Annotated in this window: 12 protein-coding genes and 1 riboswitch; of the genes, 5 read left to right on the top strand and 7 right to left on the bottom strand. The window is 66.1% G+C overall.

Going from position 1 to position 11,959, the window contains the following annotated elements:
- The 4 genes from CLD20_RS19320 to CLD20_RS19305 form a co-directional block, all read right to left on the bottom strand.
- Positions 1–1,944, bottom strand: coding sequence for a TRAP transporter fused permease subunit (locus tag CLD20_RS19320; protein ID WP_224408311.1), 1,944 nt, complete (start codon positions 1,942–1,944; stop codon positions 1–3).
- A gap of 80 nt (positions 1,945–2,024) precedes the next feature.
- Complete coding sequence (locus CLD20_RS19315) at positions 2,025–2,987, bottom strand: TAXI family TRAP transporter solute-binding subunit (protein ID WP_224408310.1); 963 nt, start codon at positions 2,985–2,987, stop codon at positions 2,025–2,027.
- Positions 2,988–3,072: 85 nt separating this feature from the next.
- Positions 3,073–3,669 carry a thiamine pyrophosphate-dependent enzyme gene (locus tag CLD20_RS19310; RefSeq protein WP_224408309.1) on the bottom strand — a complete coding sequence of 199 codons (597 nt, stop codon included), beginning with the start codon at positions 3,667–3,669 and terminating at the stop codon, positions 3,073–3,075.
- Between the two features lie 5 nt (positions 3,670–3,674).
- Positions 3,675–4,223 (bottom strand): thiamine pyrophosphate-binding protein, encoded by a 549-nt coding sequence (locus CLD20_RS19305; protein ID WP_224408308.1) that lies wholly within the window; start codon positions 4,221–4,223, stop codon positions 3,675–3,677.
- A gap of 370 nt (positions 4,224–4,593) precedes the next feature.
- On the opposite strand from CLD20_RS19305, the gene CLD20_RS19300 reads away from it, so the two are divergent.
- Positions 4,594–5,268, top strand: a complete 675-nt coding sequence (locus CLD20_RS19300; RefSeq protein WP_224408307.1) for a GntR family transcriptional regulator — start codon at positions 4,594–4,596, stop codon at positions 5,266–5,268.
- 108 nt (positions 5,269–5,376) lie between these two features.
- Positions 5,377–6,846: an aldehyde dehydrogenase gene (locus CLD20_RS19295; RefSeq protein WP_224408306.1), complete on the top strand. Its 1,470-nt coding sequence runs from the start codon at positions 5,377–5,379 to the stop codon at positions 6,844–6,846.
- A gap of 61 nt (positions 6,847–6,907) precedes the next feature.
- Here the strand turns inward: CLD20_RS19295 and CLD20_RS19290 are convergent, their stop codons facing one another.
- Positions 6,908–7,255, bottom strand: coding sequence for a DUF2218 domain-containing protein (locus CLD20_RS19290; RefSeq protein ID WP_224408355.1), 348 nt, complete (start codon positions 7,253–7,255; stop codon positions 6,908–6,910).
- The gene (locus tag CLD20_RS19285; protein WP_224408305.1) at positions 7,252–7,926 is read right to left on the bottom strand and encodes a PadR family transcriptional regulator; all 675 of its coding nucleotides are present in this window, start codon (positions 7,924–7,926) and stop codon (positions 7,252–7,254) included. The genes CLD20_RS19290 and CLD20_RS19285 overlap by 4 nt, the downstream gene beginning before the upstream one ends.
- Positions 7,927–8,361: 435 nt before the next feature.
- Here CLD20_RS19285 and CLD20_RS19280 point away from each other — a divergent pair, with 435 nt between their 5' ends.
- Entirely contained in the window at positions 8,362–8,745 is a 384-nt protein-coding gene (locus tag CLD20_RS19280; protein ID WP_224408304.1) for a PRC-barrel domain-containing protein, read from the top strand.
- Positions 8,746–8,809: 64 nt separating this feature from the next.
- Here CLD20_RS19280 and CLD20_RS19275 read toward each other — a convergent pair whose 3' ends face one another.
- Positions 8,810–9,982 (bottom strand): aminotransferase, encoded by a 1,173-nt coding sequence (locus CLD20_RS19275; RefSeq protein ID WP_224408303.1) that lies wholly within the window; start codon positions 9,980–9,982, stop codon positions 8,810–8,812.
- 181 nt (positions 9,983–10,163) lie between these two features.
- A riboswitch (cobalamin riboswitch) is annotated at positions 10,164–10,377 on the top strand.
- 159 nt (positions 10,378–10,536) lie between these two features.
- Between CLD20_RS19275 and CLD20_RS19270 the strand changes: the two genes are divergently transcribed.
- Both CLD20_RS19270 and cbiM read left to right on the top strand, forming a co-directional pair.
- Positions 10,537–11,334, top strand: a complete 798-nt coding sequence (locus tag CLD20_RS19270; RefSeq protein WP_224408302.1) for a DUF4198 domain-containing protein — start codon at positions 10,537–10,539, stop codon at positions 11,332–11,334.
- A gap of 17 nt (positions 11,335–11,351) precedes the next feature.
- On the top strand, positions 11,352–11,959 hold a 608-nt coding region (gene cbiM / locus CLD20_RS19265; protein ID WP_224408301.1), incomplete at its 3' end, for a cobalt transporter CbiM.

Below are 11,959 nucleotides of genomic sequence, written 5' to 3'. Positions count from 1 at the left end.
TCATTCCTCCGCCGGCACGGAGACAGGCTTGCCGCGCCTGCGCCAGAAGATGAAGAGGAGGAGGGCCGCGCCGAAGACCAGGCCGACATAGCTCGAATAGATCTCCGGCAGGACCAGACAGAGGACCGCCGGAACGAGAAGCCCGATCCGCTCGGCCGCATTCAGATGCCCGACGAACCAGCCCTCGGAGGCGAAGACCCAGGCGGCGATGCCGAAAATCGTCAGGAAGAGGGTCTGCGCGAGGTGCCAGGCGTCCCAATTAATCAGAAGAAGGTCGGGATGGATGACGAGCGCGAAGGGAATGACGAGCGCGGGAAGGCCCATCCTGAGCGCGGCGAAGGCGATCTTGGTCGGCGAGGCGCCGGCGATCCCGGCGGCGGTGAAGCAGGCGATCGCCACCGGCGGGGTGATGTTCGACATGACGCCGAACCAGAAGACGAAGAAATGCGCGGCGAGCGGTTCCGCCCCCATCGCCACCAGCGCCGGGGCGACGGTGACGGCGACGACGATGTAGATCGCGGTTGCCGGCAGGGCGCAGCTCAACAGGATGGCCGCGAGTGCCGTCATGAGCAGCGCGGCGGTCAGATTGCCGCCCGACAGCATGTCGATATAGGCGGTAAAGACCTGCGCGGCGCCCGTGAGCGTCACCACGGCCACGATGATCCCGGCGACAAGGCAGGCGACAGCGACCGGCACGGTAGCGATTGCACCGGCCACGAGCGCATCGAGGAAGCCGGTCGGCGTCAGACGCGTTTGCCTGCGCAGGAAGCTGACGGCGATAACGGCGAGAATGCCGGCCATTGCGGCCCAGGTCGGCGTCTTGCCGTCGATCAGCATCCAGATGAGGACGACGATCGGAATGAGGAGATGGCCGCGCGACTTCATCACGGAAGCCAGCGCCGGTACCTCGTCGCGCGGCACGCCGCCGATGCCGGAGCGCAACGCGGCGATGTGCACGACGAGGAGGAGGCCGCCGTAATAGAGCATCGCCGGGATGATCGCCGACACGACGACGGAGAGGTAGGAGATGCCGACGAAATCGGCGAGCAGGAAGGCGGCCGCGCCCATGATCGGCGGCATGATCAGGCCGCCGGTGGAGGCGATCGCTTCCACGGCGCCGGCCACGTGCGGGGCAAAGCCCGCCCGCTTCATCAAAGGAATGGTGATGGTGCCGGTAGTGGCGACATTGGCCGAGGCCGTGCCGCTGATCATGCCGGTGAGGCCGGAGGAGACGACGGCGACCTTGGCCGGCCCGCCGGTCGAGCGACCTGAAACGGCGAGGCCGATATTGGTCAGCGCCTCGGAGGCGCCGACCTCCGTGAGGAAGGCGCCGAAGAGAACGAAAAGGGCGATATAGGTCTGGGCGATCTGGAAGACGCTGCCGAAAAGGCCCTCGTCGACCATGTAGAGGCGCAGGAGGAGCCGCTCGGGCCGGATGCCGAAATGCGCGAAGGGCCCGGGAAGCGCTTGGCCGAAGACCGCATAGACGATGAAGAGGACGGCAAGGCCCGGCATCCACAGGCCGAGGACGCGCCGACCGGCCTCCAGGGTTATGAGCACGGCGGCGATGGCGAAGCCGTAGTCGAGGCCCGTCATCGTCATGGAGCCGGAGATGAAGTCGTAATAGACGACGTAGATGTAGAGGCCACAGGCCATGCCGCCGGCCGCCAGCAGCCAGTCGAAGATCGACGGCGCCTCCTTGGGCGAGCGCGCGGTGGCGGGGTAGCAGAGGAAGACGATGGCGAGGAGCAGCGCGGCAAAGATGCCGGAGCGCCGCATGATGTCTATCAGAAGCCAGGAATTGATCGAGAAAACGAAGAGCGACATCGCCGCGCAGAGCGCGATGACGATGACGGCAGCCGGGCCGCGCAGCCTGCGCGCGTCGGTCGTGCCGGTGCTGAATTCGGCGTGGCGCAGCAATTGCGCGAGCGAACCGTTGAACACTGCAGCAGCCCTCGCTGGCTAGAGAATTCGGGTGCCCGGTGTCCCCTGCGCCGGGGCGCAGGGGACGAGGAAGGGGAAGGTCAGTTGGCGCCGAAGAAGGCCTTGGCGGCCGGGTGCGCCTGCACCTTGAGCTGGGAGAAGGCCTTGCCGTTCTTCTCCAGGCTCACCGACTTGTAGATCGAGTGCATGCCGGCGAGTTCATCGAGATTGCCGTAGAAGGCCTTCAGGATGTCGGTCGCCAGATCATCCGGGAAGTCGGTCGGGACCATCAGGAGCGCCATATGGGCGGTCGTCTCGATCGCTTCGTCCTGGCCCGGATAGGTGCCGGCCGGGACGGTGAAGGGAATCTTCCAGGAGATGTTCTCCAGGACCTTCTGCCGCTCCTCGTCGCTCATGTTGTAGATGTGGAACTTGTCGCCGGAAACGGTGACGGCTTCCGTGACGGAGGTGGCGGGGATGCCGGCGGAAACGAGCGTCGCGTCGATGATGCCGTTCTGCAGGGCGCCGACGGCCTCGGACTGGCCGAGATATTCCACGTTCACGTCGTCGAGGGTGAGCCCGACGGAGGCAAGAACCGCCTGGGTCGACAGGAGCGTGCCGGAGCCGGGCCGTCCGGCGGCCAGGCGCTTGCCCTTCAGGTCGGCGAGCGAGTTGATGCCCGAACCGTTGGCGACGAGGATGTGGTCGACGGAGGAGAACATCGGCGTCAGCATGGCCATGCCGTCGAAGCCTTTACCCTCGAAGGCCTTGCGGCCGGCGATGGCGTCCTGCGCGACATCGATCTGGACGAAGGCCATGTTGGCCTCGCCGTTGCGCAGCAGGGAGACGTTCTCCACCGAGCCAGCGGACGAGGTCGCCGAGGCGCGGATATCGAGCTTGTCGGAGATCAGCTTGGCGAGGGCGAGGCCCGCCGGATAGAAGGTACCGCCGGAAGTGGCGGTGGCGATGTTCAGGAACTTGATGTCGTAGGCGGCCTTGGCCGGTGCTGTGAGGCCGACGGCCGCCAGCACGGCCATGAGCCCGATTTTCCCCAGGAGCTTCATTGCAGTCTCCCTCTCTTGGCAGTTGGTTGGACTTGCTCACTCTCCTCTCGGCACGCCGCGCACGGCCTGCCAAAAGCTCTCTCGTTCACTTCGCCCCGATGCCGCGCATGAAGCTCTCGCGCAGGCGGGGCGGATCGCGATCGGTGGTCGCGACGGCCTTCTTGCCGTCGGTCGGCACACCGATCAGGAAGGGGCCAGGCGTTGCGAGCGCCCGCGCAAACTTCTCCTCCAGGTCGTTCTCGTCGGCAGCCCAGGCGCATTCGGCAAGGCCGGCGCCGCGCGCCATGGCGATGAGGTCGGCGCCGAAGCCCGTCGCCGCCTTCTGGCCACCGGTGATCTGGTACATGCCATTGTCGAAGACGATCATCTTCAGGTTGGTCGGCGCAACCATAGCGATTGTCGCAAGGCAGCCCACCTGCATGAGGAGGGAGCCATCCCCCTCCAGCGCCACGACATTGCGCTCCGGCTGGGCGAGCGCGACGCCGAGCGCGATCGGGAAGGCAAGACCCATGCTGCCGAGCATGTAGAAATTCTGCGGCCGCTGGCCGGTCGCCCAGAGGTCGAAATTGGTGTTGCCGATGCCGCCGATGACGGCCTCCTCGGCCTTCAGCATGCCGACGATGCGCTTGGTCACCTCGAAACGGTTCATGAGGCCGGCGCTGGTGCTCGTTTCCTGCTGCATGGGGCTCACTTCTTGATGGTCTTTCCGCCGGTCAGCAGCGGCGAGAGGATGAGGGCGGCGGGCGTGCGCGTATAGAGCGCCTGGAGGATGGTGCGCTCGGCCATGAAGCGAAGCTCGTCGCCGCGGCGGATGGTGCAGTGGTCGACGCCGGCGGAATCGAGGATCGGCCGCATCGTCTTGGCGACAAGCGCCTGACCGCGGTTGAACTCGCCGAGGACGCCGCGCTCGGAGACCACCATCACCACCGGGATCTGGTAGACGGAAGGCAGCGAGGCCAGCACGTTGGCGAGTGTGGCGAGCCCGCTCGTCTGCATGAGCACGGCGGCGTTGACGCCTGCCATGATCGAGCCGGAGGCGATGCCGACCGCCTCTTCCTCGCGCGTTGTGGGAACGACATTGAAATACGGGTCGGCATGGACGCCGTCGATCAGGGGTCGCAGGACATTGTCCGGTACGTAGGTGACCAGGCTGATCCCGGCTCCCTTGAAGACCTCGATCAACGTCTCGTGCCAGCCGGCATCGGCAACAGAGCCCCGCCCTTCGACTGCAAGCATCCACGCACCTCCCTGGTCCGGGCCGGTCGCGGCCCCCTGTCGCAGCGACCATAGAAAGGGCGATTGCCGCCTGCAAGCAATTTTGTTATCAATTTCGTCGACAAGCCTGTTGGCAAATTAGGCGGGTGCTCATTCCTTCGGCGCGAGCCGTCGTTTGCGCCCCGACCAGGGCGACGCAAGCACCGCCCGAAGCGTTGAAAGGGCCGAAGCCTTGAAAGGGAGGTCCGATGCGGTTGATCGCACCGAAGACTTCATACAAGTACAGAATCAGACAGCCTGTCGCGTGTGGACCCACCAGCGGGCGCGCCAGGCGCGCGCGCCGCTGCGGTATCGCCGGCTGACGCGATGGCTGCCGAGGAGACGGGAACGGATGGCAACGGCCGAAACGAAGACGAAGCAGCCCGAGCGCGTGGATGCGACCAACTTCCTGCGCGAGGGGATCGTCAAAGGCAGGTTCCTGCCGAACGAGCGGCTGATCGAGATCGAGATCGCCAGGCTCATCGGCACCAACCGCGCCAATGTGCGCACGGCGCTCGCCTGTCTGGAACAGGAAGGCCTCGTCGTGACGGAGCCGAACCGCGGGGCGCGGGTGCGGCTCATCTCGGATGCCGAGGCGATCGAGATCGTCCAGGCACGCTCGGCGCTCGAGCTTCTGGTCGTGCGTTTCGCCGCGATGCGGGCGACGCCGGAGGACCGGGCGGAGCTTGCCGCGCTGATCGGCGAAATGAAGTCCGCCTACGATTCGAACGATCTCATGCGTTACTCGGCCACCAACGGCCTCTTCCACAAGAAGCTGCAGAAGATCTCCCGCCACGAAACGGCCCGCAAACTGCTCGGCACGCTGCGCTCGCAGATGGTGCGCTTCCAGTACCGGGCGATCTTCCTGCCGAACCGCGCCGCCAAGTCGCTTGCCGAGCACGAGGCGATCATGAAGGCGGTCGAGGCGGGCGATCCGGACCGGGCCGAGCGCGCCATGCGCCGGCATCTCATCGGTGTCATCGAAGGCATCGAGCAGGTGATCGCTTCGGCCCAGGCCGAAGTCTGACGCCGGGCGCATCCGCCCCACCCCCTTTCGCGCATCGCATGCCGCAGCGCCCCGCCGGCGCATCTCGGCCGTGAGCGCGCGCGTCCAAGCCCCATGAAGGAGAAAGACATGGCGACCGATTACGACCTCTATATCGACGGAGGATGGGTCCGCGCCGAAGAGCGCTTCGGCACCATCAACCCCTATCGGGAAGAGGAATGGGCGACGATCCCGCAGGCGAACGGCGCACAGGTGAGCCAGGCGATCGCGGCCGCCCGCAAGGCTTTTCCCGCCTGGAGCCGCACCAGCGGGCTGGAGCGTGCGCGCCTCCTGATGCGCCTTGCCGACATCCTGGAAGCCAATGGCGAGCGCATGGCGCTGCTGGAAAGCACCGACAACGGCAAGGTGATCCGCGAGACGCGCGGCCAGATGCGCTTCGCCGCCCGCCAGTACCGCTTCTATGCCGGCTATGCCGACAAGCTCTGGGGCCAGACCATCCCGCTCGATGAACCGGACGTCTTCGACTACACGATGCGCGTGCCGGTTGGCGTGGCGGTGCTCGTCACGCCGTGGAATTCGCCGATGGCGCTTCTTTCCAACAAGCTCGGCCCGGCGCTGGCGGCGGGCAATTGCGTCGTGGTGAAGCCTTCCGAGCACGCTTCGGCGACGACGCTGGAGTTTGCGAAATTCGTGGAGGAGGCCGGCTTCCCGGCCGGCGTCTTCAACGTGGTGACGGGCGATTATCGCACCGGCGAGGCGCTGCTCGGCTCCGGGCGGGTCGACCATGTCAGCTTCACGGGCAGCCCGGAAGTCGGCCGCAAGATCGCGGCAGCGGCCGGCGCCCATCTCGTGCCCGTCACGCTGGAGCTCGGCGGCAAGTCGCCGAACATCATCTTCGCCGACGCAGACCTTAAGAAGGCGATCGTGGGCGCGCTCGCCGGCATCTTCGGCGCCACCGGCCAGACCTGCATCGCCGGCTCGCGGCTCCTCGTGGAGCGGCCGGTCTATGACGACGTGGTGGAGGCGCTTGCCGGGCGCGCCCAGAAGATCCGCATGGGCGATCCGACCGACATGACGACGGAGATGGGCACCGCGGCGAACCGGCCGCAATTCGAGCGCATCCTGCGATCGATCGAGAACGCGAAGAAGGAAGGGGCGCAGCTCGTCACCGGCGGCGGCGCGGCGAGCGGTGAAGGGATCGACGGCGGGCTCTTCATTCAGCCGACGATCTTCAAGGACGTCGACAATTCCATGGGGCTCGCCCAGGAGGAGATCTTCGGCCCGGTCCTTTCCATCATTCCCTTCGAGGGCGAGGCGGAAGCGCTGGAGATCGCCAATGCATCGCGCTACGGCCTCGCCTCGGGCGTGTGGACGCAGGACCTTTCCAGGGCGCTGCGCATGACGCGCGGACTCGAAGCCGGCGTCGTGTGGGTCAACACCTACCGCGCCTCGGCGGCGCAGGCACCCTTCGGCGGCTTCAAGGAATCAGGCTTCGGGCGCGAGCGCGGCGAGGCGGCGCTCGGCGAGTTTTTGGCGGTGAAGAACGTCATGATGAGCTTCTCGGACGAGGAGCGCGACCCCTTCGCCATCCGCGTGTGAGAGGCGCATTGCCGAGAGGACGAAAGAGGGGGCGGCGCCGCGACGCCGCCCCCTTTTTTTGCTACACGGCAGGCCCGTCCCGCCAGTCGAAGGCGAGCGGCGCCTCGCGAAAGGCAAAGCGGTCGAGGTGACTGGCGACGACACCCTTCAGCGCCTCCAGTTGCTCCGGGGCGCTCGCCTCGATGCGGCAGGCGAGTTCAGCGTCGCCCGCCTCCATCTCAAGATGACCGTCTCCCGGCCAGTTCGCACCGCGCGCATCGTGGGGGAAGGTCACCCTGCCCTTCTCGGCCGTGAATGTGACGTCGAGATTGTGCGCCCAGTGCTTGCAGAGCTGCTGGAGATAGCGGCTGGCGTTCTCGGTCGAAACGCGTGCGGTGCTGACGAAAGGGCTTGAGTTGGCGGCGCTCAGGATTCGTCTCCTTCCAGGCGCTCGATGCGGCGGGCCGCCTCGTCGATGATCTCCGCGATTTCGTGCGCCATCGGCTTGCCCATGGCGCCACTGGCGAACCGGCCCTTCAGGACGGCCCGCAGGTTATCCATGGCGCGCCGAACCGGCCGCATATGCGCGTCGCCACCGACATTCGCGAGCCCGGCGAGACGCTCGAACAGGGCCGCCACCTCCGCCTCATTGGCGGCGAGTTCGGCGCGGCCCTGATCCGTCACGGCGAAGGCGCGGCGCGTTCCTTCCGATTCCATCTCATCGATGAAGCTCATATCCTGAAGCACGGAGAGCGCCGGATAGATCATGCCCGGGCTCGGCGTGTAATTGCCGCCGGTCAGCTCCTCGATCGCGCGGATGAGGTCGTAGCCGTGGCGCGGCTCGTCGGAAATGAGCTTCAAGAGGACCAGGCGGAGGTCGCCGGCCGTGAGGACGCCGCGCCCGCCGCGGCCATGCCCGCCACCATGTCCACGTCCAAGGCGGCCCTCGGCCCAGCGGGCTGCCCATTCCGCACCCCATTCGCCGCCGAAGCGCCGGGCGTCGCCCATGAAGACGGCGCCGTGGCGATGCTCGCCACAATCCATGTGATGGCCGGAATGTCCGTGCCTGTCATGATGCCGATGTCTGTCATGTCTGTGCATTTTCGATTCTCCTGATGCATTATGATGCACTCAAGATATATCTTGATATGGCTTATCGCAAGCCTCCAAAACGCGCAATTCCATGCGGCGCGCCAGTCAGGGAGCGAGCGCTAGCGGAGCGCGCAAAGCCCTATGCGCGGGGGCGCGTCAGCTTCCTTTGTGGCGCGAAAATCTTAGAATCCAAGTAATATTTCTACTTTTGGAGCTGATTTGAAGCTCAGACAAATGTCTTATTGCCAGACTTCTATGATGTCGTCCGCGAGGCGCTTCCGCTGTTCCGTCACAGGCAGCGGAATACGCTTGCCGCCCCTTCCCCAGCGACACCGAGCCATGCCGCGGATTTCTGCCTGCCGGATTGAACAAAATCGACCCTCGGCCGTTCGTCTGGTCGAGCCAATGAGAAACGGCACCCCGAATTCACCGGAGAAAATTACTATGTCGACTAAAAGTATATCCCTCGCCCTTGCCGTCGCTTTGCTTGCGGCCAGTCCGGCCCTCGCCCAGCAGGCCTGGGTCGAGATCGATGACGATGACGCGCCGGTCAACGTGCGCGTGGATCCGCCCACCTATACCGTGGAAGACCTGAAGGACATGGAGATCGTTGGCGCCGACGGCGAGGAAATCGGCGAAGTCGACGATGTCCTCGTCTCCAGCGACGGCTCCTCGATGGCGGTCGCGGCAGAGGTCGGCGGCTTCCTCGGCATGGGCGAGCACGAGGTGGTGCTGCCGCTGGAAGGCGCGCACATCACCAACGACAAGCTGGTCATCACGATGACGGCCGACCAGATCAAGCAGCTCGACGAGTGGCAGAAGAAATAAGCGCCGAGGCGCGCTTATCGGAGGCCGGCGGCAACCCCGCCGGCCTTTTCATTTGGGAGACCGCTCAACCCGCCGCGGCGCGGCGCATGCCTGAGGCCTTCCATTCGCCGAGCCGCTCCACCGCCGCACGGATCGTCTCCTCCCGCTTGGCGAAGCAGAAGCGGATATGGGAGCGCATGTCGCCTTTCCCGTAGAAAGCCGAAAGCGGCACGGCCGTGACGCCCGCCTCGAAGGTGAGGCGGCGGCAGAATTCGAAATCGTCCCCTTCCGGATCGCCCGTGGCAGCGATGGCGAAATAGGTCGCCTCCACATCCGGCACGTCGAAGCCTGCCTCGCGCAGCCCGTCCACGAGGAGGTCGCGCCTTGCCTGCATCTCGACGCGCAGGCCGTCGAAATAGCTGTCCGGCAGCGACAGACCATATGCGACGGCCGCCTGCAGCGCCGGCGGCGTCGTGAAGGTCATGAACTGGTGGGCGCGCAGAAGCGGCTTCATCAGCCTGGCGTCGGCGGTGATGTAGCCGACCTTCCAGCCGGTCACCGAAAAGGTCTTGCCGGCCGAGCCGATGCGCACGACGCGCTCGCGCAGTTCCGGCCTGGCGAAGAGCGTCCTGTGCGGGCGTCCGTCGAAGGTCAGGTGCTCGTAGACCTCATCGCAGATGGCGATCAGGTCGTGGCGCAGCATCTTCTCGCCCAGGAAGGCGAGTTCCTCCTCGCTGAGAATCCGGCCGACCGGGTTCCAGGGCGTGTTGACGACCATGGCCCGGGTCTTTTGCCCGATCGCATCCTCGATCTCCTGGAACGGCAGCCTCCAGTCCGGCGGCGTGACGCGGATCGGCACCGGCACGGCGCCGGCGCGGCGGATGATCGGAGCGTAACTGTCATAGGCCGGCTCGAAGACGAGCACCTCGTCGCCCGGCTCCAGGAGCCCGAAGAAGCAATCGGCGAGCGCTTCCGTGGCACCGGAAGTGACCAGCACCTCCCTCTCCCAGTCGACCTCCAGCCCGATCAGGCGGCGCTGATTGTCCGCCACCGCCTGGCGGAGCGCCGGCAGCCCCGGCATCGGCGGATATTGATGCGGGCCGGCGCGCAGCGCGGCGACCGCCGCCTCCACGACCTCCGGCGGCTCCAGCGCCTCCGGGAACCCCTGGCCGAGATTGATGGAGCCGGCCTCGTTCGCCATCACCGACATCGTCTCGAAGATGGTCGTCCCGACGGATCCGAAAACTGAATTGACCATATGGATCACCCGCTTGCGCGCTCTTGACGGCCGCCCCGCCTAGCGCGTTCAGAGCCTTCTTGCGACGAATTTTTCAACCTATCCGCCTCGGGCCGCCCCGGAAAGCGGCCTCGCAACCACCGCGACGCCATGCGCGCCACCTTCGTTCAGGGCGGCATTGACAGCGACGGTTCGCATGCGGCACGAAGAATGCGTCAACGGTTTCCGGACGCCAAAGCGCCCGGATGAAAAGGGAACACGGTGAGGCGTACCCAACAGGGACCGAAACCGTGGCTGCCCCCGCAACTGTGAGCGGATAGCAGGACTTCGACATGCCACTGGCGCGACGCGCCGGGAAGGCGAAGCCCCGCAGCGACCCGCGAGCCAGGAGACCTGCCGCTGACGCGCGACGCCGGGCGACCGGTGCCGCACCGCAACGGACGCCGGGGTGAGCGTCTGGCGGTGGAAACGGCGCCCGGAATCCGACTGACGCCCTCTCCTCGCCAAAACCCCGATCGTCCTTTCCGCCATCCGTCGCGGTCCGACCGCGCCGGGCAACTGGAGAGACGATTTTCATGAAGTTCTTCGACAAAGCCGCTGCCGGCCTCGCCGCAGCCCTCTTCCTTTTGCCAGCTGCCGCAGAGGCGCATTTCCAGCTCATCTACACGCCGGAAGTGAACCTTGCGCGCCCGGGCGAGGTGCCCCTGAAACTCGTCTTCTGGCACCCTTTCGAAAACGGCCATGTCATGGATATGGGCGAGCCGGAGGAATTCTATGCGCTCTTCCGCGGCGAAAAGATCGACCTTACGCCGTCGCTGAAGCCGATCACCTTCGAGGGCGCGGAAAACAGCGCCAGGGCCTTTGAGGCGAGCCTGACGGCCAATCGCGCCGGTGACTATATCCTCGTCGCCGTCCCGGCCCCCTATTACGAGGCGAGCGAGGACATCTACATCCAGCAGATCACCAAGGCGTATCTCAACCGAGGCCAGCTTCCGACCGACTGGATGGAGCCGCAGGGGCTGACGGCCGAGATCGTGCCGCTCAACCGGCCGACCAACATCCTCGCCCGCTCGACCTTCACGGGCCGTGTCCTCTCAGAGGGCAAGCCCGTCGCGGGCGCGGAGATCGAGGTGGAATACATGGCCGCCGAACCGCTGATGGACGAGAACCGGCCGGGCGAGCCGACGGCCGGTCCGATGCCGGGCGGGGCCGTCGTCGCCATCTCCGATGCGAACGGCACCTTCACCTTCGGCATCCCGAAAGCCGGCTTCTGGGGATTTGCCGCGCTCGGCGTCGGGCCCGTGAAGGAGCATGAAGGCAAGGAACTCTCGCAGGACGCGGTTATCTGGGTCCGCGCCTACGACGTGAAATAGGGCGAGAGGGGGGTCCGATGCACATCGTCGACGGCGCTCTTGCGAACCAGGTCGTGATCGGGGGTGCGGCGCTTGCCGTGGCCGGGATCGGGATCGGGCTGAAAATGCTGCCGGCCGAGAAGATGCCGGCGGCAGGCGTTCTCAGCGCCACCTTCTTCGTCGCCTCTCTGGTGCATGTGCCGATCGGGCCCTCCAGCGTCCATCTCATCATGAACGGCCTGGCCGGGCTGGTGCTCGGCTGGGCCGCCTTCCCCGCTCTTTTCGTCGGGCTCCTGCTGCAGGCCGTCTTCTTCGGCTTCGGTGGGCTGACGGTACTCGGGGTCAATACCGTCAATATCGCCCTTCCCGCGGTCATCGCCTTCTACCTTTGCCGCCGCGGCATCGCTTCGCCCTCGCCGACACAGGCGGCGATCTGGGGCGCCATCGGGGGCGGGCTCGCCATCGCGCTGACGACCGGCTTCGTCGCCGTCGCCCTGGCTCTTTCGGGCGAGGAGTTCCTGCCCGCTGCCAAGCTCGTCTTCTTCGCCCATATCCCGGTCATGATCATCGAAGCGCTGGTGACGGGCGCTGCCGTGAGCCTCGCACGCAAGGTCAAGCCGGAACTCTTCGGCTTCATTTCCGGCGG

The organism is Afifella sp. IM 167, assembly GCF_020144925.1.
GTDB lineage: Bacteria > Pseudomonadota > Alphaproteobacteria > Rhizobiales > Afifellaceae > Afifella.
The sequence above is the reverse complement of the archived record's forward strand: the minus strand, read 5'-3'. Positions and strand labels throughout refer to the sequence as shown.

Coding starts and splice junctions, on each gene's coding strand:
- CLD20_RS19315 (WP_224408310.1), bottom strand. CDS start 2,987: ATGAAGCTCCTGGGGAAAATCGGGCTCATGGCCGTGCTGGCGGCCGTC.
- CLD20_RS19310 (WP_224408309.1), bottom strand. CDS start 3,669: ATGCAGCAGGAAACGAGCACCAGCGCCGGCCTCATGAACCGTTTCGAG.
- CLD20_RS19305 (WP_224408308.1), bottom strand. CDS start 4,223: ATGCTTGCAGTCGAAGGGCGGGGCTCTGTTGCCGATGCCGGCTGGCAC.
- CLD20_RS19300 (WP_224408307.1), top strand. CDS start 4,594: ATGGCAACGGCCGAAACGAAGACGAAGCAGCCCGAGCGCGTGGATGCG.
- CLD20_RS19295 (WP_224408306.1), top strand. CDS start 5,377: ATGGCGACCGATTACGACCTCTATATCGACGGAGGATGGGTCCGCGCC.
- CLD20_RS19285 (WP_224408305.1), bottom strand. CDS start 7,926: ATGCACAGACATGACAGACATCGGCATCATGACAGGCACGGACATTCC.
- CLD20_RS19280 (WP_224408304.1), top strand. CDS start 8,362: ATGTCGACTAAAAGTATATCCCTCGCCCTTGCCGTCGCTTTGCTTGCG.
- CLD20_RS19275 (WP_224408303.1), bottom strand. CDS start 9,982: ATGGTCAATTCAGTTTTCGGATCCGTCGGGACGACCATCTTCGAGACG.
- CLD20_RS19270 (WP_224408302.1), top strand. CDS start 10,537: ATGAAGTTCTTCGACAAAGCCGCTGCCGGCCTCGCCGCAGCCCTCTTC.